This window comes from Cellulomonas humilata (assembly GCF_013359775.1).
GTDB classification, from domain to species: domain Bacteria; phylum Actinomycetota; class Actinomycetes; order Actinomycetales; family Cellulomonadaceae; genus Cellulomonas; species Cellulomonas humilata.
Genome location: NZ_JABMCI010000068.1, coordinates 112,548 through 138,674, shown reverse-complemented (window position 1 = coordinate 138,674; position 26,127 = coordinate 112,548). Strand labels below are relative to the sequence as shown.

Sequence of the window (26,127 nt, the reverse complement as noted above, 5' to 3'; positions counted from 1 at the left end):
TGCGGTACCGGACGATGGGTGGCATGAACCCGCTTCCCGCCGGATACCGCCTCGTCGACGTGCCCGAGGACCGCATGCGCGAGTTCCTCGAGGTGGACCGCCTCGCGTTCGCGTTCGACTCCACCCCGGAGACGGACGCGATCGTCCCGATCACCTTCACGTGGGACCGCGCGCAGGCCGTCGAGGATCCCGCCGGGGGCCTCGCCGCCGTGCACGCCTCGTACCCGCACGACCTGCCCGTGCCCGGGACGTCGATCGCGTGCTCGGGCCTGACCTGGGTGGGCGCCCGTCCGGACCAGCGTCGTCGCGGGCTGCTCACCGCGATGATCGACTCCCACTTCGCCCGGTCGCTGGACCGCGGCGAGCCCGTCTCCGCGCTGTTCGCCGCGGAGCACGCGATCTACGGGCGGTACGGCTACGGCTCGGCCGCCGACGACGTCCGCGTCAAGATCGCGCGCGGCGCCGCCCTCCGGGACGTCCCCGGCTCCGAGGAGCTGACCGTGACGCTCGCGACCGCCGACGTCGCCGCGCACAGCGCGGTCGTCGACGAGGTCCACCGCGCCGCGGGCGCCGGACGGCCCGGCTGGATCACCCGCGACACCGAGGTGTGGCGGACTCGGATGCTGGTCGACCCGCCCGCCTGGCGCGAGGGCGCCGAGCCGCTGCGCATCGCGACCGTCCGCGACGCCTCCGGGAACGCGCGGGCCTTCGCCCTGTTCCGCCGCAAGGAGAACTGGGCGGAGGGCGGCCCGGCGGGGGTCGTCAAGGTCCGCGAAGCCGTCGCGCTCGACGCGGCCGCGACGCACCGCCTGTGGTCGTTCCTGCTCGACCTCGACCTCACCGCGACCGTCGAGGGACCGCTGCTCCCCGTCGACGACCCGCTGCTCCTCCTGCTGGAGAACCCGCGCGCCGTGGTGCCCAAGGTCAACGACAACCTGTGGGTCCGTCTGCTCGACCTCCCGGTCGCGCTTGCCGGACGTCGGTACTCCGCACCTGTCGACGTGGTCCTCGAGGTCACCGACGCACGGCTGACCGCCAACGCCGGCCGCTGGCGCCTGACCACGGGTGCCCGCCAGGACGACGGGGCGTACCCGGCCGAGGTGACCCGGACGCAGGACGACGCCGACCTGGTGCTCGACGTGCGCGAGCTCGGTGCCGCCTACCTCGGCGGTCGGTCGTTCGCAGCCCAGGCCCGCGCGGGGCTGGTGACCGAGCGGACGCCCGGCACGCTCCAGACGGCGGCGGCCGCGTTCCTGTGGCCCGTCGCGCCGATGTGCAACTACGTCTGGTGAGCTAGCGAGCGGCCTCGTAGTCCGCGAGGAGGTCGATCCGGCGCTGGTGGCGCGGGTCGTGGCTGAACGGCTCGGCCACGAACGCGTCCACCAGCGCGAGCGCCTCGTCGACGGAGTGCTGACGGGCGCCGACGGCGACGACGTTCGCGTCGTTGTGCTGGCGCCCCAGCTGCGCGGTGGCCAGGTTCCAGGCGAGGGCGGCGCGCACGCCGGTCACCTTGTTCGCGGCGATCTGCTCACCGTTGCCCGAACCGCCGATGACGACCCCCAGGCTGCCCGGCTCGGCGACCACGGCCTCCCCCGCCGCGAAGCAGAACGGCGGGTAGTCGTCGAGGGCGTCGTACGTGTCGGCGCCGTGGTCGACGACGTCGTGACCGGCAGCGCGCAGGTGCTCGACGAGCGCGACCTTGAGCTCGTAGCCGGCGTGGTCGGAGGCGACATGGATACGCATGGGCCCATCCTGCCGCACCGTGCCCAGGTCCCGGTCCGCCCTCGGCGTAACCGATCTCGTCGTCCGGCAACCCGTCCGTAGGCTGTGCCCATGACGCGCAGTGGCATCGACCTCACCGCCCTCGACCCCGACGTCCGTCCCCAGGACGACCTCTACGCCCACGTGAACGGACGCTGGCTCGCCAGCCATGAGATCCCCGCCGACCGGGCCATGGACGGCTCGTTCCGCGCCCTGCACGACCAGGCCGAGGAGCAGGTGCGCGACATCATCGCGGACGCCGGCGCCGCGGCTGCCGCGGGGGGCGCAGCCGACTCCGTCGAGGCCAAGGTGGGCGCCGTGTACGCGTCCTTCATGGACACCGACGCCGTCGCGGCCGCGGGCACCGCCCCGCTGCGCACCGACCTCGCCCTGGTGGAGGCCGCCACGACGCAGGCGGAGCTGACGGGTGCGCTGGGCGCCCTCCAGCGCACGGGCGCCGGCGGCGCGGTGCAGTTCTACGTCGACAACGACGCCAAGGAGCCGACGAAGTACGCCGTGCACCTGGTGCAGAGCGGCCTGGGCCTGCCCGACGAGGCCTACTACCGCGACGAGCAGTACGCGGCCGTGCTCGCGGCGTACCGCCCGCACGTCGCCCGCATGCTGACGCTCGGCGGTGCCGCCGCGGACGAGGCCCAGGCCGACGACCTCGCCGGCCGGATCGTGGCCCTGGAGACCAAGCTGGCCGCCGGGCACTGGGACGTGGTCAAGGACCGCGACGCCGACCTGACGTACAACGCCCTGACCCTGACCGAGCTGGCCGAGCGCGCGCCGGGCTTCGACTGGCGCTCGTGGGTGATCGCGCTCGGCGCCCCGGCCGGCGCCTTCGAGCAGCTGGTGGTGCGCGAGCCGTCGTTCGCCGAGGCGTTCGCCGCCCTGTGGGTCAGCGAGCCGCTCGAGGACTGGAAGGCGTGGCTCACGTTCCACGTCGTCTCCGGCCGCGCGCCCTACCTGTCCGACGACCTGGTCGAGGCCAACTTCGACTTCTACGGCCGCACCCTGACCGGCGCGCAGGAGCTGCGCGACCGCTGGAAGCGCGGGGTGTCGCTGGTGCAGGGCGTGCTCGGCGAGGCTGTCGGCAAGGTGTACGTCGACCGGCACTTCCCGCCCGCGCACAAGGCGCGGATGGAGGGGCTCGTCGCCAACCTCGTCGCCGCCTACCGCGAGTCGATCTCGCAGCTGGACTGGATGGGCGAGGAGACGCGCGCCAAGGCGCTGGCCAAGCTGGACGCGTTCACGCCGAAGATCGGCTACCCCGCGCAGTGGCGCGACTACTCCTCGCTCGAGGTCGCCCCCGACGACCTGCTGGGCAACGTGCGCCGCGCGTACGCGTTCGAGCAGGACCGGGAGCTGGGCAAGATCGGGAAGCCGATCGACCGCGACGAGTGGTTCATGACCCCGCAGACGGTGAACGCGTACTACAACCCCGGCATGAACGAGATCGTCTTCCCGGCCGCGATCCTCCAGCCGCCGTTCTTCGACGCCGACGCCGACGACGCGGTCAACTACGGCGGGATCGGCGCCGTGATCGGCCACGAGATCGGCCACGGCTTCGACGACCAGGGGTCCAAGTACGACGGCGACGGGCGCCTCGAGGACTGGTGGACGGCCGACGACCGCGCCGAGTTCGAGACGCGCACCAAGGCGCTGATCGACCAGTACAACGAGTTCTCCCCCGTGCAGCTGGGCGGCTCGCACCACGTCAACGGCGAGCTGACCATCGGCGAGAACATCGGCGACCTGGGCGGCCTCTCGATCGCGTTCACGGCGTACCGCATCGCGCTCGGGACCTCGTTGGACGACGCGCCCGTGATCGACGGGCTGACCGGCGTGCAGCGCGTGCTGCTCGGCTGGGCGCAGGTGTGGCAGTCCAAGGGTCGCGACGAGGAGATGATCCGCCGGATCGCGACGGACCCGCACTCGCCGAACGAGTTCCGCTGCAACGGCGTGGTGCGCAACGTGGACGAGTTCTACGCGGCCTACGACGTGCAGCCGGGCGACGCGCTGTACCTGGCCCCTGAGGACCGCGTCCGCATCTGGTGACGCTCGTCCGGGCTGCCCGTCGTCAGGCGGGCAGCTCGGACCAGCTGGCACGCGCCAGCTGGAAGCCGGCTCCGGACGCGTCGACGCACTGGACCCCGTCCGTGGCGCTGCGACAGGTGTAGTCACCGACGCTCGTCGACGACCCGTACTCCAGCACCGTCACGTCGTCCCCGGCGACGGCGGGCGGCGGGCCGCTCACGCAGCTGAACGCGACGCCGTCCGCGTTGAGCACGAGCACGTGACCGGTCACCTCGGTGCAGCCGGCGACGACCGGGGGTGCGTACGTGTAGCTGGCGATGGTGCACGTGACGCCGTCGACGGACATGGTGCACGCGATGTTGCCGGTCGGGGACGCGAACGCGAGCGGCTCGGTGGAGGTAGCCGACGAGCTGCCCGACGGCGTGCTCGACGCGGTCGCGCCGCCGGTGGACCCGTCGTCGGAGGCGTCGCCGCCCTGGTCCCCGCCGCTGAAGAACACGATCGCCAGCACGATCACGAGGACGACGAGCACCACGTCGACGATGACGAGGAGCCGGACGTTGCGTGCCGTGGCCATGCCGCTGCGTTCCTCCCGTGCGGTCGCGGCCCGTGCCCGGTTGCGGGCGGGGCCGACGACCAGGATCACACGGGACGAACCGGGCAAGCCAATCGCACCGGCCGCACGGCCTGCCGCACCGTCAGAACGAGGGTCCCGCCGTCCGCGAGCGCTTGAGCTCGTAGAAGCCCGGCACGCTGGTCATCAGGGCGAGCCCGTCGAAGAGCCGACCGGCGGCCTCGCCGGTGGGCGCGGGCGTGATGACGGGACCGAAGAACCCGACACCGTCGATCGCCACGACGGGGGTGCCGACGTCGTCGCCGACCAGGGTGATCCCCTCGCCGTGCGACTCGCGCAGGAGGGCGTCGACGTCCTCCGTGCCGGCCACGTCGGCCAGCTCGGCGGGCAGGCCGACCTCGGCCAGCGACTCGGCGATGATCGCCGACGTGTCGCGCCGTCCGCTCGGGTGGCGACGGGTGCCCATGGCGTCGTAGAGCGGCTTGATCACCTGGTCGCCATGGTCGCGCGCCGCGGCGACGATCACGCGCACGGGACCCCACGAGTCGTCCATGAGCTCCCGGTAGGAGTCGGGGAGCTCGCGCTTCTCGTTGAGCACCGACAGGCTCATCACGTGCCAGCGGACGTCGACGTCGCGGATCGCGCTCACCTCGTCCATCCAGCGTGACGTCATCCAGGCCCAGGGGCACGCGGGGTCGAACCAGAAGTCGACGACGGGTCGTGCGGTGGGCGTGCTCGTCACAGGTGTCCTCCGGGGTGGTCGATGCCTCGCGCAACCATACGGTCGCGCCCGGCTATTCCCTCAGAGCGTCCCGAGGACCGCCATGGCCGCCGCCCGACCGGGGATCCCGCTGACACCACCCCCGCGCCGCGCACCCGCCCCGGCGAGCAGGACGCGCGGGTCCGCCGTCTCGACCCCCCAGGTGCCGATCTCGTCGTCCCGCTCCGCCCAGGGCCAGGCGAGGTCGCGGTGGAAGATGTGGCCGCCGGGCAGCGCGACGTCGGCCTCGAGGTCGACCGGGCTGCGCACCTCGAGGCACGGCCGCCCGTCCTCGTCGCGCGCGAGGCAGTCCTCGAGCGGCTCCGCGAGCACGCTGTCGATCGACCGCAGGGTGGCCGCGAGCGCCATGCTCCGCGCCCCCTCGGGATCCGCGGCGAACAGCCGGGCGGGCATGTGCAGGCCGAACGCGGTGAGCGTCTGGTGGCCGGTCGCACGCAGTCCGGGCCCGAGGATCGAGTCGTCCGTCAGCGAGTGGCAGTACGTCTCGACCGGCGGCACGTCGGGGATGCGGCCGGCAGCGGCCTGTCGGTACGCGGTCTCCAGCTCGGTCGCGGACTCGTGGACGTGGAACGTTCCGGCGAACGCGGTGCGCGGGTCCATGCCGGAGCGCAGCCGCGGCAGGCGCGTGAGCAGCATGTTCAGCTTCAGCTGCGCCCCTTCGGGCGCCTCGGCCGTGGCTCGCCCGAGCAGCCGGTCGAGGACGGCCGGCGCACACGCGGCCAGCACGTGCCGCGCGCCCACGCGGTGCTCGCCACCGTCCGCGTCCGTCCAGACGACCTCGGCGTCGCCGGGCCCGATCGCCGTGACCTCGGCTGAGGTCAGGAGCTCGGCACCCGCCTGTCGCGCAGCTGCCTCGAGCGCCCCCGCGACCGCACCCATGCCCCCGACCGGGACGTCCCAGTCGCCGGTCCCCCCGCCGATCACGTGATAGAGGAAGCACCGGTTGGGCCGTCCGCCCGTCTCGTGCGCGCGGGCGAACGTGCCGATGAGGGCGTCCGTCAGCACGATCCCCCGGACCAGGTCGGAGCCGAAGGTCGCGTCGACCACCTCGCCGACCGGCCGCTCGACCAGGTCGCGCCAGTCGTCCGCACCGAGCAGCCGGCGGGCGTCGGTGCGCGACATCAGCGGCTCGGTCATCGTCGGCCAGAGCCGCGCGGCGAGCGCGCTGGTGCGGGCGCCGAACGCGCGCCACGCGTCGACGTCGCCACCGGCGTCGACCGAGGCGAACGAGGCAGCGGTCGCGGCGTCGTCGGCCGTGTCCACGAGCAGCCCGCCGCCACCGGCGGGCGTGTAGGACGAGATCCGCCGGCGGCGGAGCTCGACCCGCAGCCCGAGCTCGTCGCGGACCTGCCGGGGCATCAGCGAGACGAGGTAGGAGTAGCGCGACACGTTCGCGTCCACCCCCGGGAACGCCCGCGCCGAGAGCGTCGCGCCGCCCACGTGGTCGGCGCGTTCGAGCAGCAGGACCGTCCGTCCCGCGCGGGCCAGATAGGCGGCGGCGGTCAGGCCGTTGTGGCCCCCACCGACGATGACGGCGTCGTAGGTCGCGTGCACGCCACGACCCTAGGCCGCGCGCCTCTGCGTGCGATGATCGACCCGGCCAAGAGCCCCACCGATCGACCCCGAGGAGTACCTGCGTGCCTGGAGCGAACCTCACCCGTGCCGAGGCGCGCGAGCGCGCCTCCGTCGTCGCCACCGAGTCGTACGAGGTCGAGCTCGACCTCACGACGAGCCCGACGACGTTCGCCTCCCGGACCCTGGTGCGGTTCACCGCGACACCGGGGGCGAGCACCTTCATCGACCTCATCGCGCCGAGCGTGCACGAGGTCACCCTGAACGGGCGGTCGCTGGACGTCGCCGACGTGGTCTCCGACGCGCGGATCCGGCTGGACGACCTGGCGGCGAGCAACGAGCTGCTCGTCGTCGCCGACGCGGCCTATATGAACACCGGCGAGGGCCTGCACCGCTTCGTCGACCCCGTGGACGACGAGGTCTACCTGTACTCGCAGTTCGAGGTGGCCGACTCCCGGCGCGTGTTCGCCGTGTTCGAGCAGCCCGACCTCAAGGCCACCTTCACGTTCACCGTGACTGCCCCCGCGCACTGGACCGTGGTGTCCAACTACCCGCAGGCCGGCGCGCCGGTGGACGTCGTGGACGGCGTCAACCGCAACGGAGGCGTCGACAAGGGCACCGCCACCTGGACGTTCGAGACGACCCCGCGGATCGCGTCGTACATCACCGCGGTCATCGCCGGCCCGTACCACGCGGAGCACCGCGAGCTCACCAGCCAGGACGGCCGCACCATCCCGTTGGGCGTCTACTGCCGCGAGTCCCTCGCCGAGCACCTGGACACCGACAACATCGTCGACCTCACCCGCGCCGGGTTCGACTTCTACGAGCGGGCGTTCGGCGTCGCGTACCCGTTCGCCAAGTACGACCAGCTCTTCGTGCCCGAGTTCAACGCGGGCGCGATGGAGAACGCGGGTGCGGTGACGTTCCTCGAGTCGTACGTGTTCCGGTCCAAGGTCCCCGACGCCACGATCGAGCGCCGCGCGGTGACGATCCTGCACGAGCTGGCGCACATGTGGTTCGGCGACCTGGTGACCATGCGCTGGTGGGACGACCTGTGGCTGAACGAGTCGTTCGCCGAGTACATGTCGACGCTCGCCACCGCCGAGGCCACCCGATGGACCAGCGCGTGGACCACGTTCTCCTCGCTGGAGAAGAACTGGGCCTACCGCCAGGACCAGCTGCCGTCCACGCACCCGATCGTCGCGGACATGCGCGACCTGGAGGACGTCGAGGTCAACTTCGACGGCATCACCTACGCCAAGGGCGCGAGCGTGCTCAAGCAGCTCGTCTCCTGGGTGGGCCAGGACGAGTTCTTCGACGGGGTGCGCGCGTACTTCGCCAAGCACGCGTGGGGCAACACGGAGCTGCGCGACTTCCTCACCGAGCTGGAGACCACCAGCGGCCGCGACCTGTCCGCGTGGTCCGGCCTCTGGCTGGAGCAGGCCGGCGTCACCCTGCTGCGCCCGGAGCTGGAGGTCGACGACGCCGGCGTCATCACGTCCTTCGCGGTCCTGCAGGAGGTGCCCGACGAGCACCCGGTGCAGCGCCCGCACCGCCTGGCCATCGGCGGCTACGACCTCGCCGACGGGCGTCTGGTCCGGACCGTCCACGTCGAGCTCGACATCGACGGTGCCCGCACGGGGGTGCCCGCGCTCGTGGGGCTGCCGCGCCCGGCGCTCGTGCTGGTCAACGACGGGGACCTCGCCTACGCCAAGATCCGGCTCGACGCGCAGTCGCTCGCCGCGTCCATTGAGCACCTGGGCAAGTTCGACGACTCGCTGCCCCGCACGCTCGTGTGGACGGCGGCCTGGGACGCCACCCGCGACGGCGAGACCCCCGCTCGGGACTTCGTCGACCTGGTGCTGAACAACATCGCGCACGAGACCGACTCCTCCGTGGTGCTCGTCCTCCTGCGACAGCTGTCCACCGCGCTCGACCTGTACGTGGCGCCCGAGCACCGGTCCGCCACGGAGACCGCCGCGGCCGACCGCCTGCTCGCCCTGGCCCGCGCCGCCGAGGCCGGCTCCGACACCCAGCTCCAGCTGGTCAAGTCCTTCGCGGGCCGCGCGGCGACGACCGAGCAGCTGGACGCCGTCCGCGACCTGCTGGACGGTCACGCCACGCTCGAGGGCCTGTCCATCGACACCGACCTGCGCTGGGAGCTGCTCACGTCGCTGGTCACCGGCGCGCGTGCCGGCGACGCGGACATCGCCGCGCAGCTGGCCGACGACGCCACGGCGACGGGTCAGCGGGCCGCCGCAGCCGCCCGCGCCGCCGTCCCGACGGCCGACGCCAAGGCGACCGCCTGGGCGTCCGTGGTGGACCAGGACGGGCTGCCGAACGCCCTCCAGGCCGCGACGATCGCCGGCTTCGGCCGCGTGCACGACCGCTCGCTGCTCCTGCCGTTCGTCGAGCCGTACTTCGCCGGTCTCGAGACCGTGTGGGCCGACAAGACGAACGAGATGGCGCAGAACATCGTCGTCGGCCTCTACCCGACCGAGCTGGCCGACGACACGTCGGTGGACGTGCTCGGAGCGACCGACGCGTGGCTCGACGGGCACCCGGACGCACCCTCGGCCCTGCGCCGGCTGGTGCTGGAGTCCCGCGACGGCGTGCGCCGCGCGCTGGCTGCGCAGCAGGCGGACCTCCGCCGCACCTGAGACGTGCTCGCGTGAAGACGTCGTTGCGCCAGACGCGACGACGTCTTCACGCGAGGACCGTCAGGGTGTCAGGCCGGCCAGCCAGCGGCTCGCCTCGCGCGGGCTGCGCAGGCGGATCACCGGGATCGGGGACTCGGCCGCGAGCGTCGTGTACCGGGTGCGGTTACGGGCGTGCGACGTCCACGACCAGAGCACCACGTTCTGGTCCGGGTCGGCGTTCAGCACGTTGCGAAGGTCCTCGCGATTGCCGTGCCACAGCTCCGTGCGCAGCACACCGCGGCGCAGGGTCCGTCGGACCACCCGAGCCATGACCGTCCGGCGGGGGTAGTCGAGCCAGACGAACGCGTCCGCGTCGCCGAGAAGCCCCTCCGTCCCGACGGTCCCGTTGCCGTCGGTCACCCAGCCGTCATCCGACGACGACAGGAACGCACCGATCAGCGCACGTGCCTCGTCCAGGTCTCGCTTGGTCCAGTTGGCGTCCCAGAACACCTCGTCGAGCTCCAGGTGCGGCACCCCGAGCCGTGCAGCCAGGCGACCGGCGAGCTTCGTCTTCCCGGAGCCAGAGGTCCCCACGACCCGGACTCGGCGCAGCTGCTCGCTCATCCTCAGCTGTTGAGGACGGCCGCCAACGACCGCAGCCGTTGGTTGGTGAACAGGTCCTCCACCAGGACGACCCGCCCCGAGCTGTCCGCCAGCGGCACCTTCCAGTTCGGGTACTCCTGGTCGGTCCCCGGCTGGTTCTGGGCCCGTCGCTCCCCGACCGCGTCGGCCAGCGAGACACCCACCAGCACCGACGGGGTCGCCATGACGTACCGGTGCAGGGCCTCGACGATCTCGCGCTCGGAGGGGTCGGCGCCCACCAGAGCACGGTCGTGCAGCACGGTGAGCATCTGGTCGCGCTCGGCCAGCGCCGCCGCCCGGACCACCTCGACCGGGTCGGTGAGCAGTCCCAGCCGCTCCCGGATGGCCACGTGCTCGCCGGCCAGGTACCCCGCGGTCGGCGGCAGGTCGTGCGTGGTCACCGTGGCCAGCACCAGCGGCCGGTAGTGCTCGGGGGCCAGCGGCGCGCCGTGCATGTCCCGCTCGAACCAGAGCACCGACGTGCCGAGCATCCCGCGCTCCGACAGGTAGTCGCGCACCCACGGCTCGACGACGCCCAGGTCCTCCCCGATCACCACGGCGCCCGCGCGGTGCGCCTCGAGCGCCAGGATGCCGACGAGGGCCTCATGGTCGTAGCGGACGTACGCGCCGTCGGCTGAGTCGGCGCCCTCCGGGATCCACCAGAGTCGGAACAGCCCGATCACGTGGTCGATCCGGATGGCGCCCGCGTGCCGCAGGACGGTGCGGAGCATGTCGCGGTACGGCCGGTACGCGGCGCGCGCGAGGGCGTCGGGGCGCCACGGCGGCTGCGACCAGTTCTGCCCCTGCTGGTTGTACATGTCCGGCGGGGCGCCGACGGTCGCGCCGCGGGCGAGCACGTCGCCCAGCGCCCACACGTCCGCACCCTCGGGGTGCACCCCGACGGCGAGGTCGTGCATGATCCCGAGCGCCATGCCCCCGTCGAGCGCGGCGCGCTGGGCCGCCGCCAGCTGCTCGTCGGCGACCCACTGGAGCCACGTGTGGAACTCGACGCGCTCCGCCAGCTCCTCGCGGAGCCCGGTGACGAGGCTCGACGACGGGTCGAGCGCGTCGGCGGGCCACAACGCCGGGTTCTCGTACTTCTCCGCGAGCGCGCACCAGAGCGCGAACGTCTCGAGCCCGGCACCCTCCTGCTCCACGAACGCGTCGAACGCCGCCTGCCGCGCGGCCGACCGCGGGGCGGCGAACACGACCTCGAGCGCCGCGCGCTTGGCGGTCCACGCGGCGTCCCGGTCGATCGGGCCCGCGTCGTCGTCCATGGCGAGCACCGGCTCGGCCGCCCACTCCACGAGCGCCCGGTCGGCCGACGACAGGTAGCCCGTCTCGCGCACGTCCTCGACCCGGATGTACAGCGGACTGACGAAGCGGCGCGTGGTGGGCAGGTACGGCGACGGGGTGAGCGGGACGGTCGGCTCGGCCGCGTGCAGCGGGTTGATCAGCAGGAAGTCCGCGCCCAGCTCACGACCGGCGAGCCAGCCGATCTCGGCGAGGTCCGCGAGGTCGCCGACCCCCCAGGACGCCCGCGAGCGCACGGAGTAGAGCTGCGCCATCAGACCCCAGGTCCGACGCTCGCGCAGCGCCTCGGGGAGCTCCAGCCGGGACGGGGTGACGACGAGCGGGCTGTGCGCCGACGCGCTGGGACCTTCGGCGACGATCTCGTGCCAGCCCAGCGGGAGGTCGGTGGGCAGGGTGAAGGTGGCGCGGCCGACGAGCCTGCCGTCGACCGTCCGGGGATCGACGGGGACGTCCGCCTGAGCGACCTCGCGCCGACCGCCGCCCACCTCGGGGTCCAGCTCGATCCACACCTCGACGGGGTCGCCGTGCGTGACGTGCACCGCCACGTGGGCCTGCCGACCCTCGCGGACGACGAGCACCGGAGGCAGCACGCGCCGCCACGGCATGTCCTCGACGTGGGCGATGGCCAGGTCGACGCGCTCCGGCGAGGACGCGTCGACACCGAGCGCCCCGAGCACCCCCTGAAGGGTGGCCGCCGACGCGCGCCGGCTCTGCCCGTGGAAGTCCCAGTGGTCCGGGACCACCCCGTAGGCCCCCGCCAGGCGCAGAAGGGCGTCGGACGCGGTTGCCGGGTCGTCTGCCACACGCCGATCCTGCCAGAGCCCCGTGCGCATACGCAGGACGGACGCTCCCGACTGCGTCACTCGCGCGACCTCCCAGCCGGTCGTCGTAGCCTTGCGGACCATGACCGCACCCGCTCTGCGCACGTACCCGACCGCCCCGCGGACCGACCTGGTCGAGGACCTGCACGGGCACCGCGTCGCCGACCCGTTCCGCGCGCTGGAGGACGAGGGGTCCGACGAGACCGAGGCCTGGTCGTCGGCGCAGGACGACCTGTACGCGCAGTTCCGCGGCTCGCTCGGGACCACGGGCCCGTTCGCCACCGAGACCCTCACCGCCCGGCTCCGGGACCTGCTCGGCGCCGGCTTCGTGAGCCCGCCGGCGTGGCGCGGTGAGCGCAGGTTCTTCTCCCGCCGGTCCGGCGACCAGGAGCACGCGGTGGTCGTGGTGGCCGAGGGCGACGGTGCCGATGAGCGTGAACGCGTCCTGCTCGACCCCGTCGCGATCGACCCGGCAGGCACCACCACGCTCGACGCGTGGCAGCCGTCGAAGGAGGGCCACCTCGTCGCGTACCAGGTGTCGTCGGGCGGCACCGAGGAGAGCGTCCTGCACGTCCTGGACGTGGTCACGGGCGAGCTGGTGGACGGACCGATCGACCGCGCGCGGTACTCCCCCGTGGCGTGGCTGCCCGGCGGCGAGGCGTTCTACTACGTGCGCCGGCTGCCCCCGGAGACCCTGCCGGAGGACGAGGCGCAGTACCACCGCCGCGTCTGGCTGCACCGGCTGGGCACCCCCGCCACCGACGACGTGGAGGTGTTCGGCGCGGGCCTGGACCACACCAACTACTACGGCGTGTCGGTCTCCCGGGACGGCCGCTGGCTGATCGTGTCGGCCTCCGCCGGCACGGCGCCGCGGACGGACGTGTGGATCGCCGACCTCACGGCGTCCGACCTCGGCGCTCCCTCGTTCGTCGACGTCGCCGTCGGCCTGGATGCCGAGACGGGTGCGTGGGTGGCCCGCGACGGCCGGCTGTACGTGCACACCAACCTCGACGCGCCCCGCGGGCGGATCGCGGTCACCGACCCGACGGCACCGGGCGTCGAGCACTGGACCACCCTGCTGGCCGAGGACCCCACGGCGGTCCTCGAGGACGTGGCGTTCATCGACGGCGGCGGGGACGACACGACGCCGACCCTGCTGCTCGCGTCCTGGCGTCGGCACTCCGTCTCCGAGGTCAGCGCGCACGACCCCCGCACGGGTCAGCGGCTCCCCGACGCGGTCACGCTGCCCGGGCTCGGCTCCATCTCGGGCCTCGCGACGCGACCCGACGGGGGCCCGGAGATCTGGTTCTCCTACACGGACCACACGACGCCCACGAGCGTGCACCGGTTCGACGCACGCACCGGGCAGACCACCCTGTGGGCGTCGCCCCCCGGGCTCGTGGCCGACCTCCCGGACGTCCGCGCGCGGCAGATCGAGGTCACCAGCCCCGACGGCACGACCGTGCGCGCGTTCGTCGTCGCCCGCACCGACGCGCTCGATGCCGACGGCCTTCCGCTGACCACCGCGCCGACGATCCTCTACGGGTACGGCGGGTTCCAGATCTCCCTGGAGCCGGCGTTCTCGGCGACCACGCTCGCGTGGGTGGAGGCCGGCGGCGTGTACGTCGTCGCCAACCTGCGCGGGGGCGGTGAGGAGGGCGAGCAGTGGCACCGCGCCGGGATGCGGGCCCACAAGCAGAACGTGTTCGACGACTTCCACGCCGTCGGCGACCACCTCGTCGCGCAGGGCTGGACCACCCCGGACCAGCTGGCCTGCTGGGGCGGCTCGAACGGCGGCCTGCTCGTCGGCGCCGCGCTGACCCAGCGACCCGACCTGTTCGCCGCCGTCGTCTGCTCCGCCCCGCTGCTCGACATGGTCCGCTACCAGCGGTTCGGCCTCGGCGTCACGTGGACCGAGGAGTACGGCGACGCCGACGACCCGACGGAGCTCGGCTGGCTGCTCGGCTACTCGCCGTACCACCGGGTGGTCGACGGGACCGCGTACCCCGCCACCCTGTTCACGGTCTTCGAGGGCGACACCCGCGTGGACCCGCTGCACGCCCGCAAGCTCGCCGCGGCACTCCAGGCCGCGACCGGCGGCGAGGCTCCGATCCTGGTCCGCCGCGAGCGCGGGGTCGGCCACGGCGGGCGGGCGCTGTCCCGGACCATCGGGCTGACCGTGGAGCAGCTGCAGTTCGTCGCCGACCGGACCGGCCTGGCCGGGGGCGCCGCATGAGTGCCACCGCGCCGTCGCCGGCCCCGGAGGACCTCACGTCGGCGCAGTCCTGGGCCGAGTGGTTCGTCGGCCTGCCCCTCAAGATCATCCTCATCGTCGTGATCAGCAGCATCGTGCTGGTCCTGCTGCGCCGCGCGATCCGCGGGATCACCAACCACGTCGCCGACGGCTCGTCGATCCTCGACCGCGGCCCGCTCGGTGAGTCCGCGGTCGGCAGCGTGCTGGCCAAGGCGAGCCCGCTGTCCAGCGCCCGCCGCGCCCAGCGCGCCCGCACGATCGGCTCCGTGCTGCGCTCCACCGCCACCGTGGTGGTGGGCTCGATCGCGTTCTTCCTCATCCTGGACGCCCTCGGTGTGAACATCGCGCCGTTCATCGCGTCCGCGGGCGTCGTCGGCGTGGCCGTCGGCTTCGGTGCGCAGAGCCTGGTCAAGGACTTCCTCAGCGGCCTGTTCATGCTGCTGGAGGACCAGTACGGCGTCGGCGACATCGTGGACGTGGGACCCGCCACCGGCACCGTCGAGGCGGTCACGCTGCGGATCACCAAGATCCGCGACTCCGACGGCACCCTCTGGTACGTCCCCAACGGCACCATGCTGCGCGTCGGCAACAAGTCGCAGGGCTGGGCGACCGCGGTCGTCGAGATCGACGTCGACTACTTCGCCGACCTGGACGAGGTCCGCGCACTGCTGACCGAGGCCGCCTCCCGCGTCGTCACGGACCCCGTCGTGGGTACGCACGTCCTGGGTGCGCCGACGATCACGGGCATCGAGCGCCTCAGCGCGGACGCCGTGACGCTGCGGCTCAAGATCAAGACCTCGCCCGCCATGCAGTGGGAGGTCGCGCGCTCGCTGCGGACCGCGACGCGCGACGCGCTCGAGCGCGCCCACGTGCCGCTGGCCGGGCAGCGCGACCTCATGGCCACCCACCGGGCGGGGATCGCACCGGAGCCGCGCGACCCGCACGACACCCCGGTCGACGACGCGCTCGCCGAGCGGGACGCCCGGGCCGCGGCCGGCGAGGAGCCGCTCCCGGCGTCGGAGCCGGTGGCGGCGACCGAGGAGCCCGCACCGCGCGGCTGAGCGGGCGTCAGACCCAGTCGAGCAGCGGGTCCCCCGCGCGCACGGTGGCGCCGTCGGCGACCAGCAGGGTGAGCGCCTCCGGATCGGCCTGGAGCGCGATCACCGGGCAGATGGTCTTCAGCCCGGAGGCGGACACGTCGACGGGCGACCAGGTCACCAGCCGGTCACCGGCGCGGACGGTCTGGCCGCCGTCGACGTGCAGCGTGAAGCCCTGGCCCGCCAGCCCGACCGTGTCGATGCCGAGGTGGACGAGGATGGTGCGCCCCTCGCTGAGCTCGAGGGCGAACGCGTGCGGATGCAGGGCACCGATCACCCCGTCCGCGGGTGCCAGCACCGTCTGGGTCTGCACGTGCTGCGGCTCGATGGCCACGCCGGGACCGACCATGCCCTCCGCGAAGACCGGGTCGGGCACCTCCGAGACGGGCCGGACGACGCCGCTCAGCGGGCTGAGCAGCCGCAGGGTGGTCATCCGTCGCGCCCGGGGCCGCGGCGGCCGGTCAGCGCAGGCTGTCGAGCTCGGCGGCGAGGTTGTCGGCCTCCGGGCCGACGATCACCTGGACGATGCGGCCGGACCGCACCACGCCGAACGCGCCGCTGGCCTTCAGCGCCGCCTCGTCGACCAGATGGGCATCGCTCACCTCGACGCGGAGCCGGGTGATGCACGGCTCGAGGTCGACGACGTTCCCGTCGCCGCCCAGCGCTGCGAGGATCTGCTCTGCCTTGCTCAATGGAACTCCCCAGCTCGACCGGCGCCGATCTGCGCCAAGGGCCAGCGTAACCCTGGCACACCGACCTCAGCCTCGCAGTGCCGGACGCGCGTGGCGGGTGGCGTCCGCGGACACCGAAGGACCACACTGCCGTCAGGTCGACGAGGAGGTCCTGCCAGGTGAGCCAGCCATCCCCCACGGTCATCACCGGCATCGGGGTGAGCCCGGGACGCGTGGTCGCGCCCGCCGTGCTCATGCCCGACCCGATCGCGGAGCCGCCCTCCGGACGTCGGCTTCCGCCGGGCACCGACTACGCCGCGGAGGCCAAGCGGGTGGGCGCCGCGTCCGAGGTGGTCCGCGCCGCGCTCGACGCCGCCGCCGACCGCGCCCAGGGCGACAGCGCGGACCTCCTGCACGCCACGGCCGCGATCGCCGCGGACCCCACTCTCGTGGCCGACGCCGAGCAGCGCGTCGTCGACGACCGGCTGGTGCCGGAGCGTGCCGTCTGGGAGGCCGCGGAGGCCGTCGCCGCACAGTTCGAGGCGCTCGGCGGGTACTTCGCGGAGCGCGTGCGCGACATCGCCGACGTCCGCGACCGCCTCGTCGCGGAGCTCACCGGCAGGGCAGCCCCGGGCGTCCCCGCGCACGAGGCGCCGTTCGTCCTGGTCGCCGGGGATCTGGCGCCGGCCATCGTCGCGACGCTCGACACCGACCGGGTGCTCGCCATCGTCACCGGAGCCGGCGGGCCCACCTCGCACACGGCGATCCTCGCGCGGTCCCGCGGCATCCCCGCGGTGGTCGCCGCGCGGGGCGTCGAGGCGGCCGTGGTGGCCGAGGGCCTCGTGCTGGTCGACGGCGCGGCGGGGACCGTCACCGTCGGCCCCACCGACGAGCAGGTGGCCGCGGCGCTGGCGCTCGCCGCGCAGGTCCGCACGTTCGACGGGCGCGGGCACACGGCCGACGGGCACCACGTCGAGCTGCTGGCCAACGTGGGCGACCCGTCCGACGCGGCACCGGCCGCCGCCGCGGGGGCCGAGGGCGTGGGGCTGTTCCGGACGGAGTTCGGGTTCCTCGACCGCGAGGAGGCACCGAGCATCGACGAGCAGGTCACCGCCTACCGTCGCGTGCTCGCCGCCTTCCCGGGTCGCAAGGTCGTGGTCCGCACGCTCGACGCGGGTGCCGACAAGCCGCTGCCGTTCCTCGCCGGGGACCCGGAGGTCAACCCCGCGCTCGGCGTCCGTGGCCTGCGGACCGCCGCACGCCACCCCGAGGTGCTCGAGGACCAGCTGGCGGCGATCGCCCGGGCGGCGGCCGCCGAGACCGCCGAGGTCTGGGTGATGGCCCCGATGGTGTCCACCGTCGACGAGGCCCAGCAGTTCGTCGCCGCCTGCGCCGCCCACGGGCTCCCGGTCGCGGGGGTGATGATCGAGGTGCCTAGCGCCGCGCTGCTGGCCGGTCCGATCCTGGCGCACGCCGCGTTCGCCAGCATCGGCACCAACGACCTCACGCAGTACGCGATGGCCGCGGACCGGTTGCTGGGTGCCGTCGCCGAGCTGTCCGACCCGTGGCAGCCCGCCGTCCTGCACCTGGTCGCCGCGACCTGCGCAGGCGGCGCGCAGCAGGACCGCCCGGTCGGCGTGTGCGGCGAGGCAGCCGCCAACCCGGCCCTCGCCGTCGTGCTCGTGGGTCTCGGGGTGACCTCGCTGTCCATGACCCCGCGGGCGCTCCCCGACGTCGCCGCGCTGCTGGCCGTGACCCCGCTCGACGAGTGCCGCCGCCTGGCTCAGCTGGCGCTCGCCGCCTCGAGCGCGGCGGACGCGCGGGCCGTCGTCCGCGCCGGCCTGCCCGTGCTGGAGGAGCTGGGGCTCTGAGCTCGCGTGTGAGGATTGCGGGGTGAGATCCGACTCCTTCTACGCCGCGATCGGCGGGCACGAGACGTTCGTCCGCCTCGTCGACGAGTTCTACCGCGGCGTCGCCGCCGACCCGGTGCTGCGACCCATGTACCCCGAGCAGGACCTCGGCCCGGCCGCCGAGCGGCTGACCCTGTTCCTCGAGCAGTACTGGGGCGGGCCGACCACCTACTCCGACGAGCGCGGGCACCCGCGGCTGCGGATGCGGCACGCGCCGTTCAAGGTCAACCCCGACGCACGCGACCGCTGGCTGCTGCACATGCGCGCCGCCGTCGACAGCCTGGACCTGGCACCGCTGCACCACGCGGAGCTCTGGGACTACCTGGAGCGGGCCGCACACTCGATGCTCAACACGTTCGACGACTGAGGTCCCTGCGACCGACATCACGCCGCGCGGACCCCGGGTGGGGCGTGCTCGTCGTGAGACGCTGCGGTCCATGACGATCGAGCCCGACCCGACCGCCCCCGTGCTGGACATCCTGCGGCTGGAGGAGGACCCGGGGACGCCGGACCAGTTCACCGGTCGCAGCCTCCCCCAGCCCAGCGGGCGCGTGTTCGGTGGTCAGGTGCTGGCCCAGGCGCTGCTCGCCGCCGGCCGGACGATCACGGACGGTCGGCTCCCCCACTCGCTGCACGGGTACTTCCTGCGCGCGGGCGACGCACGCGAGCCGATCACGTTCGCCGTCGAGCGGCTGCGGGACGGCCGCTCGTTCAGCGCCCGCCGGACGCACGCGCTCCAGGGCGGCGAGGCGATCCTGTCGATGATCACGTCGTTCCAGGAGCAGCAGCCCGGGCTGGACTACGCGGACCCGATGCCGGACGGGATCCCCGGACCCGACGAGGTGCCGTCCGCGCTGGACGTCCTCGGAGGCATCGACCACCCGGTGGCCAAGTTCTGGACGCAGGAGGCCGCGTTCGACGTCCGGCACGTCGACGGGTCGATCTACCTGGGCCCGCCCGCGGAGGCGACCGGTCGGCAGGCCGTGTGGTTCCGGTCGCGCGGCCCGCTGCCCGACGACCAGCTGCTGCACCGGGCACTGCTGGCCTACGCGTGCGACCAGGTGATGCTCGAACCCATCCTGCGGCGGGCGGGCCGCTCATGGGTGACCCGCGGGCTGTCGATCGCGTCCCTGGACCACGCGATGTGGTGGCACCGGGACGTCCGCGTGGACGACTGGCTCCTGTACGTGCAGTCGACGCCCAGCGCGCAGGGCGGGCGCGGGCTGGGCGCGGCGCGCGTGTTCACGCAGGACGGCGTGCTCGTGGCGTCCGTCGCGCAGGAGGGCATGGTCCGCTTCCCGGACTGACGCTCCCCGCGCGGACCGGGCGCGCCCGGGTGACACTGCCCGGATGGTCCGCCTGCGCCGCGTCCGCCTCGACGCCCCCGGCTGGTCGCGACGTCGCGCCGGTCGGGGGTTCGTCTACCTCGACCTCGACAAGGTCCGGATCGTCGACGAGGAGCACCTCGAACGGATCACGGTGCTCGCCATCCCACCCGCGTGGCGCGACGTGTGGATCAGCCCGTGGCCCAACGGCCACATCCAGGCCGCGGGGCTCGACGACGCCGAACGCCGGCAGTACCTGTACCACCAGCAGTGGACGGTGCGCCGGGGCCGCCTCAAGCACGACCACGTGCTCGACGTCGCCCGCCGCCTGCCCGCCGCGCGCCGCCGCGTACGGGCGGACCTGGCGCTGGACGGCATGCCCCGCGAGAAGGTGCTCGCCCTGGCGTTCCGGCTGCTCGACCTCGCCTACCTGCGCGTCGGCGGCGAGGGGTACGCCCTCCAGCACGGCTCCTACGGGCTGGCGACGCTGCTGCGCTCGCACGTCCGCGTCCTGGCGCCCGAGAGCGAGGGCGACCCCGGCCGCGTGCACCTGAACTTCCCGGCCAAGTCGGGCCAGGTGCGAGACACGATCGTCGAGGACGACGACGTCGCCACCCTCGTGCGGACTCTCACCCGGAGGCGGGACGACGGCCCGGAGCTCCTGGCCTGGCGCGACGACGACGGCGGGTGGCACGACGTGACCAGCGCGGACGTCGGCGCCTACGTCAAGCGGCAGCTGGGCGAGGACGCCACCCCGAAGGACTTCCGCACGTGGCACGCGACCGTGCTCGCCGCTCGCGGCCTCGCCGACGCCGGTCCACCCCCGGCGTCCGAGCGCGCCCGCCGCCGCGTGGTCACCGACGTCGTGCGCGCGGTGGCCGAGGAGCTGGGCAACACGCCCGCCGTGTGCCGGGCGTCCTACATCGACCCCCGGGTCATCGAGCTCTGGGAGCGCGGCTCGACGATCCGCCGCACCCGGTCGCAGGCCGTCGCGGAACGCGAGACCCTGGCGATGCTGAGCGCGGGCTGAGGATCGGTCGCGACCGGGTGCGGGGGCGCGCCCGGCACCGCAGACTTCCCAGATGGCCACTGCCCCGGACGACCTCCTGCCCGCACCCGTCGCGGACACCCTCGTCGGGCTGGTCCCCGGCCTCGGCCCCGACGGGCACCCCCGTGCCGACGCGCCGCTGGTCGCGGTCACCGGCGTCACTGGCTACGTCGGCGGCCGGCTGGTCCCCGAGCTGCTCGCCGCCGGCTACCGGGTGCGCGCGATCGCGCGGCACCCCGACCGGCTGCGCGGCCGGCCCTGGTACGCGGACGTGGAGGTCGCGGCGGCCGACGCCGCCGACCCCGAGCAGATCCGTGCCGCGCTCGAGGGCACCCAGATCGCGTACTACCTGATCCACTCGCTGGGCACCGGGCGCAGCTTCGAGTCGACCGACCGGCACACCGCCCTCGTCTTCGGGCAGGCGGCGCGCGAGGCTGGCGTCGAGCGGATGGTCTACCTCGGGGGCCTCTACCCCGAGGGCGAGGACCTGTCCCCGCACCTGGCCTCCCGCACCGAGGTCGGGGAGATCCTGCTGGCCAGCGGCGTGCCGACGACGGTCCTGCGGGCGGCGGTCATCCTGGGCTCCGGCTCGGCGTCGTTCGAGATGATGCGCTACCTCACCGAGCGCCTGCCGGCCATGACGGTGCCGCGCTGGGTGGAGAACCGCATCCAGCCCATCTCCATCCGGGACGTCCTGCGCTACCTCGTCGGCTCCGCGGCGATGCCGGCGCAGGTCAGCCGCGGGTTCGACATCGGCGGCCCTGACGTCCTGACCTACCGCGACATGATGCAGCGCTACGCCGCCGCGTCGGGGCTCCACCGGCGGGTCATCGTCGGCGTCCCCGTGCTGACCCCGAAGCTGTCCAGCCTCTGGGTGTCGTTGGTGACCCCGGTGCCGGGCGGCCTCGCGCGTCCGCTGGTCGAGTCCCTCGTGCACGAGGTGGTGTGCGACGAGCACGACATCGCCGAGCACGTGCCCGACCCGCCCGGCGGCCTGATCGGCTTCGACCGCGCAGTCCGCCTGGCCCTCCAGCGCGTGCAGGACGCGGCCGTGACCACGCGCTGGTCGTCGGCCTCGGTGCCGGGCGCGCCCAGCGACCCGTTGCCCAGCGACCCCGACTGGGCGGGCGGCTCGCTCTTCGTCGACGAGCGGCAGGTCACCGTCGACGCCTCCCCCGCGGCCCTGTGGCGGGTGCTCGAGGCCGTCGGTGGCGAGCGCGGCTGGTACTCGTGGGGCCTGGCCTGGCGTGTCCGCGGGCTGGCCGACCGGTTGGTCGGCGGACCGGGCCTGCGCCGCGGGCGTCGGGACCCGCTCCAGCTCCTGGTGGACGACGCGGTCGACTTCTGGCGCGTCGAGGCGATCGAGGAGGGCAGCCTGCTGAGGCTGCGCGCCGAGATGCGCGTCCCGGGGCTCGCGTGGCTGGAGCTGCGCGTCGAGCCCACCGGCACGTCCGACACCCGCTCCGTCTTCTCCCAGCGCGCACTGTTCCACCCGAAGGGGCTGCTCGGGCAGCTCTACTGGTGGTCCGTGTACCCGTTCCACGGGATCGTGTTCGGCGGCATGCAGCGGAACATCGCCCGCGCCGCCGAGACGGCCGAGCAGGCCCGCACGGACCGACGCGTCAGCGCCTCCGGCGGATCGTGACGGGCTCCTCCAGGTAGGCCTCCCACGCCGCGCGCTGCTCGACGCCGATGCGTCGGGGCGCTCCCGTCGCGGCGTCGACGAGCACCAGCGTCGTGAGCGCCCGGGCGTAGGTGACGCGCTCGGGGCCGACCTCGCCCGCGTCGCGCACCTCGTAGCAGACGTCCAGGCTGGCCCCACCGAGGTGGCCGAGCCACATCTCCACGATCACCGGCGTCCGGCGGTAGCCCAGCGGCTTGAGGTACTCGATCTCCTGGCGTGCCACCAGCGTGGACAGCTCGGCACCTGGGCCCGCGTCGAGCACCGCGGTGGGCCACGCGCTCTCCACCCGACTGCCGTCGGGCGCCACCGGGTGGCTCCAGAACGCCTCGATCCGCGCCTCCTCCAGCAGCCGCAGCATCTCGACGTTGTTCACGTGCTGGTAGGCGTCCATGTCCGACCAGCGCAGCTGCACGGGGACCTCGAGTCGAGTCATGCGCTCGATCCTAGGAGCGGGTCAGGCCGCGGCCTTCGACGCCGCCGCGCGGCACCGCGCCAGCGCGTCCATCTCGGCTGCCACGGGCCCGATGACGTGGTCGTTCACGGCCGCCGCCACGGCCGCGCCCAGCCGCCGGCGAGCCGTCGCGGCACGGCTGCGCCCCGCGACCACCCCGACGAGCCAGCCGAGCCCGGCGACGAGGAGCCCCGCGACGACTCCGCCGAGCAGCAGGAGCGTGGGCGCGGGCAACCCCCACCACACCGGCGTCTCGGGGGCGGGAAGCTGGAGCCACGCCATCGCGGCCAGCGTGATCAGCCAGGCCAGCCCCGCCACCGCGACCGCGAGCAGGACCCACTGGAGGAACGCGAGCACCCGCCACGTCCACGGCACGCGCGCGGCGCCGACAGGCACCCGCACGACGGTCCGGTCGAGCACGTCGTCGAGGTTCACATCGGCCGCGCGCGACCGGGCGGCCAGGACCCAGTGGTCGGGCGCACCGGCCGTCGCGGCGTCCACGTAGGTGCGCACCGCGCTGAGCGCGGCGGCTCGCTCGCCCGCCGCCGGAGCCGGCCGCGACGAGCGCAGCAGGTCGTCGGTCCCCGCCCGGAGCCGGTCGCGGCCCAGGCCCAGGCGCCGCAGCGGGTCCGGACGCAGCTGCGCGACCCAGCGCGTCACCGGCCAGCCGGTCGCGGCGCGCGCTGACCGCTTGGTCGAGCGCCGCACGGCGTCCGCGACCTCGTCGACACCCGCCGCGGACTCCCACGCGCGGACGAGCCCGGCGGCTGCGCCGACCTCCCGGCGGGAGTTCGGCGGCCGGCCGCAGGCCTCCACCAGCGCGCGCGCCGCCAGCCGCACGTCCCCCGTCACGCGCTCGGTCGCCGCCAGCCGGCGCTGAGCCGCACGGGCGAGCAGGTCCCGCAGCTCGCTGACGCCCGCACCGGTCGACGCGCTGGCCGCCAGCACCGGCGACGCCGCGAGCCCGTCCTCCGTGGCCAGCCGCTGCAGGTCCGCCACCATCGCGCGCTGCTCCGCGGGAGCCAGGCGGTCGGCCTGGTTGAGCACCAGGACCACGACCCCGGCGTGGTCGCGCAGACCGCGCAGGTAGCGGGCGTGCAGGGCGGCGTCCGCGTACTTCTGCGGGTCGACCACCCAGACCAGCAGGTCCACCCGCTCGTAGAGTCGCTCGGCGATCGTGCGGTGCTCGGTCACCACCGAGTCGTGGTCGGGCAGGTCCAGGAGCACCAGGCCCGTCGCCGACTCCAGGGCGCGGCTGCCGGCCACGTGCCGCTGGCGGACGTCGAGCCAGTCCAGGAGGTCGTCGGCACCGTGCTCCGAGTCGCCGCCCTTGGCGGGGACGATCACCGCGACGGGCTGCCCCGTGGTGGGCCGACGAACGCCCGGCTCCGCGATGCGCGCACCGGCGAGGGCGTTGAGCAGCGACGACTTGCCCGACCCGGTGGCTCCGGCGAGCGCGACCACCGTGTACTCACCCGACAGCGCCGCACGGTCCCGCGCCTTCGCGACGACGGCCGCGGGCGCCTCGAGGGCGACGTCGGGCAGCCGCCCGCGCGCGAGACCGACGGCCTCGTCGAGCGCCGCGACGCGCCCCTTCAAGCTCCCCGCCGAGGCGCTCACCCGTCGCCCCGGAACCATCGGCTCCACCACCGGGGACGCTCCGGCTCCTCGCGGTCGGGCACCGCGACCGCGCGGCCGACGGCCCCGGTCCCGCGCAGGTGCCCGCTGCCGCCGGCCGGGAGCTCGCCGGCGCCCCACGCGGTCGCGGCGGTCCGTGCCGCCATCGCCGACCCCACCGCCGCCGCCGACGCCCGCAGGTCGTCGCCGTCGCGGCCGCGCGCACCCGTGGCGTCCAGCTGACGCGTGAACCGGGAGGACTCCTCGTCCAGCAGCGCGTCCGTGCGGGCAGCCAGGCGGCTGTGCGCCTCCTGCGTGAGGCGTCGCACGGCGTCGTCGCCGAAGACCGCCTCGAGCAGGCGCTGCGCGAGCAGGGCCGAGCCGCCGACGATGCCGATCTCGGCACCCGTGATTCCGCCGGTCGACGCGAAGACCGCGACCATCAGCACCGCGCCGAGCCCGTTGACCCCGTAGGACAGTGCACGGGCGGTCGTCCGCTTGTCGGCACCCTCGGTCTCGACGAGGGCCAGCACGTCCCCCTGCCACGCCCGGACCTGCTCCGCCGTCCGCGTGCGCAGGTCGCTGGATGCCCGGGACAGGGCCAGGCCGTCGAGCAGCGCCAGGCCCGCCGGGTCGTGCCGCCACGCCGAGTGGGCCCTCTCGGCGGCGTCCTCGGCCGCGTCCTGGATGACCGCGGACAGTCCGTGCGCCACCGCCTCGACCAGCGCCGGCTCCGCGGGTCGACGTCCGCGCACGAAGCCCACCACGCGGTCGCGCAGCCGGGAGACGCCCTGCTCCAGGGACCGGAACCACTCGCTGGTCCCGACGACGTCCTGCCACCGCGCCAGCACCTCACCGCGCAGCAGTGTTCCGTCCGAGGTCGCGTGCGCGATCTGCTCCGACGCGGTCGCGTACGCCGCCGTGACCGCCGAGCGCAGGCGTGCGTCCGCCGCCCGCTGCTCGTCCGCCGCGTCGGCCAGGTCGAGCGCCCGGCGGGACACGTCGGCGACGGCACCGTCCCACGTCTCGGCGAGCGCCGCCGCGCGGACGGCCGGGTCCGTGGCGGTCCGGGTGAGGAAGTCGGCGATCGGTCCCACGGCGTGCTCGGGCAGCAGCCCGTCCTCGAGCGCGACCTCGGGCACCACGATCACCGTGGCCGACGCCAGCCCGGCATCGGCGAGCATCTGCTGCAGGTGGTCACCGACCGCCGTCTCGGCGCCGACGTCCACCCGGTCCAGCACCAGGGCCAGGTGCGTGCCCCGCTGGGCGGCGTCGGCGAGCAGCTCCCAGGGGACCGCGTCCGCGTACCGCGCGGCGGTGGTGACGAACAGCCACACGTCGGCCGCACCCAGCAGCTGGGCGGCGAGGATGCGGTTGCCCTCCTCGACCGAGTCCACGTCGGGTGCGTCGAGCAGGGCGAGCCCCACCGGCACCGCCTCGGAGGCCACCAGGCGCAGTCCGGGCCGCGCGCCCGCGAGACCCTGCTCACCAGCCGCGTCCGCGCGGGACAGCGACGGGAGCACCCGATCCGAGCTGAACCAGCGCACGTCCAGCGGGTGGTGCACGAGCACCGGCCAGCGGGTGGTGGGACGCAGCACGCCCGACGGGCTGACCTCGGCGCCGACCAACGAGTTCACCACCGTCGACTTGCCGGCACCGGTCGAGCCGCCGACGACCACCAGCACGGGCGCGCCAGGATCGCGCAGCCGCGGCAGCAGGTAGTCGTCCAGCTGGTCCAGGACGCGGGTGCGGTCGGCACGGGCGACCGGGGCCGACGCGGTCTCGAGCGGGAGCCGGACGTCGGCGACGCGGCTGCGCAGCGTGAGCAGGGCGCCGACCAGCTCGTCGTGCTCCATCGCCACCGCCTCTCAGGTCATGCCGAGCGTATAGGCGCAGGTCCGAGAAGGTGCGGTGAGCGCGACGAGG

General features: G+C 74.2%; 21 protein-coding genes. 10 read left to right on the top strand and 11 right to left on the bottom strand.

Features of this window, described 5'->3' with window-relative positions; all coding sequences use genetic code 11:
• Window positions 1–23 precede the first annotated feature (23 nt).
• Entirely contained in the window at window positions 24–1,292 is a 1,269-nt protein-coding gene (locus HP550_RS15660) for a GNAT family N-acetyltransferase (RefSeq protein ID WP_175348609.1), read from the top strand.
• Window position 1,293: 1 nt separating this feature from the next.
• Here the strand turns inward: HP550_RS15660 and HP550_RS15655 are convergent, their stop codons facing one another.
• A complete protein-coding gene (locus tag HP550_RS15655) occupies window positions 1,294–1,743 on the bottom strand; it encodes a ribose-5-phosphate isomerase (protein ID WP_175348608.1) in 450 nt (149 codons plus the stop codon).
• A gap of 90 nt (window positions 1,744–1,833) precedes the next feature.
• Here HP550_RS15655 and HP550_RS15650 point away from each other — a divergent pair, with 90 nt between their 5' ends.
• Entirely contained in the window at window positions 1,834–3,822 is a 1,989-nt protein-coding gene (locus HP550_RS15650) for a M13 family metallopeptidase (protein WP_175348607.1), read from the top strand.
• A gap of 22 nt (window positions 3,823–3,844) precedes the next feature.
• Here the strand turns inward: HP550_RS15650 and HP550_RS15645 are convergent, their stop codons facing one another.
• The 3 genes from HP550_RS15645 to HP550_RS15635 form a co-directional block, all read right to left on the bottom strand.
• Window positions 3,845–4,378: a hypothetical protein gene (locus HP550_RS15645; RefSeq protein ID WP_175348606.1), complete on the bottom strand. Its 534-nt coding sequence runs from the start codon at window positions 4,376–4,378 to the stop codon at window positions 3,845–3,847.
• Between the two features lie 121 nt (window positions 4,379–4,499).
• The gene (locus tag HP550_RS15640; protein WP_175348605.1) at window positions 4,500–5,117 is read right to left on the bottom strand and encodes a mycothiol-dependent nitroreductase Rv2466c family protein; all 618 of its coding nucleotides are present in this window, start codon (window positions 5,115–5,117) and stop codon (window positions 4,500–4,502) included.
• 60 nt (window positions 5,118–5,177) lie between these two features.
• Complete coding sequence (locus HP550_RS15635; RefSeq protein ID WP_175348604.1) at window positions 5,178–6,710, bottom strand: FAD-dependent oxidoreductase; 1,533 nt, start codon at window positions 6,708–6,710, stop codon at window positions 5,178–5,180.
• Window positions 6,711–6,793: 83 nt separating this feature from the next.
• On the opposite strand from HP550_RS15635, the gene pepN reads away from it, so the two are divergent.
• Window positions 6,794–9,388, top strand: a complete 2,595-nt coding sequence (gene pepN, locus HP550_RS15630; RefSeq protein WP_175348603.1) for an aminopeptidase N — start codon at window positions 6,794–6,796, stop codon at window positions 9,386–9,388.
• 60 nt (window positions 9,389–9,448) lie between these two features.
• Here the strand turns inward: pepN and HP550_RS15625 are convergent, their stop codons facing one another.
• Together HP550_RS15625 and malQ are read right to left on the bottom strand one after the other, a co-directional pair.
• On the bottom strand, window positions 9,449–9,991 hold the full coding sequence (locus HP550_RS15625) for a P-loop NTPase family protein (RefSeq protein ID WP_175348602.1): 543 nt from the start codon (window positions 9,989–9,991) through the stop codon (window positions 9,449–9,451).
• A gap of 2 nt (window positions 9,992–9,993) precedes the next feature.
• A complete protein-coding gene (malQ, locus tag HP550_RS15620; RefSeq protein WP_175348710.1) occupies window positions 9,994–12,156 on the bottom strand; it encodes a 4-alpha-glucanotransferase in 2,163 nt (720 codons plus the stop codon).
• Window positions 12,157–12,226: 70 nt separating this feature from the next.
• Between malQ and HP550_RS15615 the strand changes: the two genes are divergently transcribed.
• Entirely contained in the window at window positions 12,227–14,380 is a 2,154-nt protein-coding gene (locus HP550_RS15615; RefSeq protein ID WP_175348601.1) for a prolyl oligopeptidase family serine peptidase, read from the top strand.
• On the top strand, window positions 14,377–15,459 hold the full coding sequence (locus tag HP550_RS15610; protein WP_175348600.1) for a mechanosensitive ion channel family protein: 1,083 nt from the start codon (window positions 14,377–14,379) through the stop codon (window positions 15,457–15,459). Before HP550_RS15615 ends, HP550_RS15610 begins: the two co-directional genes overlap by 4 nt.
• 7 nt (window positions 15,460–15,466) lie before the next feature.
• Here the strand turns inward: HP550_RS15610 and HP550_RS15605 are convergent, their stop codons facing one another.
• Window positions 15,467–15,928 (bottom strand): PTS sugar transporter subunit IIA, encoded by a 462-nt coding sequence (locus tag HP550_RS15605; RefSeq protein ID WP_175348599.1) that lies wholly within the window; start codon window positions 15,926–15,928, stop codon window positions 15,467–15,469.
• A 28-nt stretch (window positions 15,929–15,956) separates the two neighbouring features.
• Window positions 15,957–16,187 (bottom strand): PTS sugar transporter subunit IIB, encoded by a 231-nt coding sequence (locus tag HP550_RS15600; RefSeq protein ID WP_056092748.1) that lies wholly within the window; start codon window positions 16,185–16,187, stop codon window positions 15,957–15,959.
• Window positions 16,188–16,345: 158 nt separating this feature from the next.
• Between HP550_RS15600 and ptsP the strand changes: the two genes are divergently transcribed.
• The 5 genes from ptsP to HP550_RS15575 all read left to right on the top strand — a co-directional run bounded on the left by ptsP (window position 16,346) and on the right by HP550_RS15575 (window position 22,094).
• Complete coding sequence (ptsP, locus tag HP550_RS15595; protein WP_175348598.1) at window positions 16,346–18,037, top strand: phosphoenolpyruvate--protein phosphotransferase; 1,692 nt, start codon at window positions 16,346–16,348, stop codon at window positions 18,035–18,037.
• Window positions 18,038–18,059: 22 nt separating this feature from the next.
• On the top strand, window positions 18,060–18,443 hold the full coding sequence (locus HP550_RS15590) for a globin domain-containing protein (protein WP_175348597.1): 384 nt from the start codon (window positions 18,060–18,062) through the stop codon (window positions 18,441–18,443).
• A gap of 70 nt (window positions 18,444–18,513) precedes the next feature.
• A complete protein-coding gene (locus HP550_RS15585; RefSeq protein WP_175348596.1) occupies window positions 18,514–19,383 on the top strand; it encodes an acyl-CoA thioesterase in 870 nt (289 codons plus the stop codon).
• A 43-nt stretch (window positions 19,384–19,426) separates the two neighbouring features.
• Window positions 19,427–20,431: a DNA topoisomerase IB gene (locus tag HP550_RS15580; protein WP_175348595.1), complete on the top strand. Its 1,005-nt coding sequence runs from the start codon at window positions 19,427–19,429 to the stop codon at window positions 20,429–20,431.
• Window positions 20,432–20,483: 52 nt separating this feature from the next.
• Window positions 20,484–22,094 (top strand): SDR family oxidoreductase, encoded by a 1,611-nt coding sequence (locus tag HP550_RS15575; RefSeq protein ID WP_175348594.1) that lies wholly within the window; start codon window positions 20,484–20,486, stop codon window positions 22,092–22,094.
• On the opposite strand, the gene HP550_RS15570 is transcribed toward HP550_RS15575, so the two are convergent.
• Genes HP550_RS15570 through HP550_RS15560 form a run of 3 tightly spaced genes read right to left on the bottom strand, consistent with a single transcriptional unit; the run spans window position 22,072 to window position 26,057 of the window.
• A complete protein-coding gene (locus HP550_RS15570) occupies window positions 22,072–22,566 on the bottom strand; it encodes an acyl-CoA thioesterase (RefSeq protein ID WP_175348593.1) in 495 nt (164 codons plus the stop codon). The two genes, HP550_RS15575 and HP550_RS15570, sit on opposite strands and share 23 nt — an antisense overlap.
• 21 nt (window positions 22,567–22,587) lie before the next feature.
• Window positions 22,588–24,183, bottom strand: a complete 1,596-nt coding sequence (locus HP550_RS15565) for a GTPase (RefSeq protein WP_343048209.1) — start codon at window positions 24,181–24,183, stop codon at window positions 22,588–22,590.
• A 17-nt stretch (window positions 24,184–24,200) separates the two neighbouring features.
• The gene (locus HP550_RS15560) at window positions 24,201–26,057 is read right to left on the bottom strand and encodes a dynamin family protein (protein WP_175348591.1); all 1,857 of its coding nucleotides are present in this window, start codon (window positions 26,055–26,057) and stop codon (window positions 24,201–24,203) included.
• Window positions 26,058–26,127: the final 70 nt, after the last annotated feature.

Bases quoted from the DNA above. Each gene is read 5' to 3' on its own strand.
- HP550_RS15660 (WP_175348609.1), top strand. From the start codon at position 24: ATGAACCCGCTTCCCGCCGGATACCGCCTCGTCGACGTGCCCGAGGAC.
- HP550_RS15655 (WP_175348608.1), bottom strand. From the start codon at position 1,743: ATGCGTATCCATGTCGCCTCCGACCACGCCGGCTACGAGCTCAAGGTC.
- HP550_RS15650 (WP_175348607.1), top strand. From the start codon at position 1,834: ATGACGCGCAGTGGCATCGACCTCACCGCCCTCGACCCCGACGTCCGT.
- HP550_RS15645 (WP_175348606.1), bottom strand. From the start codon at position 4,378: ATGGCCACGGCACGCAACGTCCGGCTCCTCGTCATCGTCGACGTGGTG.
- HP550_RS15625 (WP_175348602.1), bottom strand. From the start codon at position 9,991: ATGAGCGAGCAGCTGCGCCGAGTCCGGGTCGTGGGGACCTCTGGCTCC.
- malQ (WP_175348710.1), bottom strand. From the start codon at position 12,156: ATGCGCACGGGGCTCTGGCAGGATCGGCGTGTGGCAGACGACCCGGCA.
- HP550_RS15615 (WP_175348601.1), top strand. From the start codon at position 12,227: ATGACCGCACCCGCTCTGCGCACGTACCCGACCGCCCCGCGGACCGAC.
- HP550_RS15610 (WP_175348600.1), top strand. From the start codon at position 14,377: ATGAGTGCCACCGCGCCGTCGCCGGCCCCGGAGGACCTCACGTCGGCG.
- HP550_RS15605 (WP_175348599.1), bottom strand. From the start codon at position 15,928: ATGACCACCCTGCGGCTGCTCAGCCCGCTGAGCGGCGTCGTCCGGCCC.
- HP550_RS15585 (WP_175348596.1), top strand. From the start codon at position 18,514: ATGACGATCGAGCCCGACCCGACCGCCCCCGTGCTGGACATCCTGCGG.
- HP550_RS15580 (WP_175348595.1), top strand. From the start codon at position 19,427: ATGGTCCGCCTGCGCCGCGTCCGCCTCGACGCCCCCGGCTGGTCGCGA.
- HP550_RS15575 (WP_175348594.1), top strand. From the start codon at position 20,484: ATGGCCACTGCCCCGGACGACCTCCTGCCCGCACCCGTCGCGGACACC.
- HP550_RS15570 (WP_175348593.1), bottom strand. From the start codon at position 22,566: ATGACTCGACTCGAGGTCCCCGTGCAGCTGCGCTGGTCGGACATGGAC.
- HP550_RS15560 (WP_175348591.1), bottom strand. From the start codon at position 26,057: ATGGAGCACGACGAGCTGGTCGGCGCCCTGCTCACGCTGCGCAGCCGC.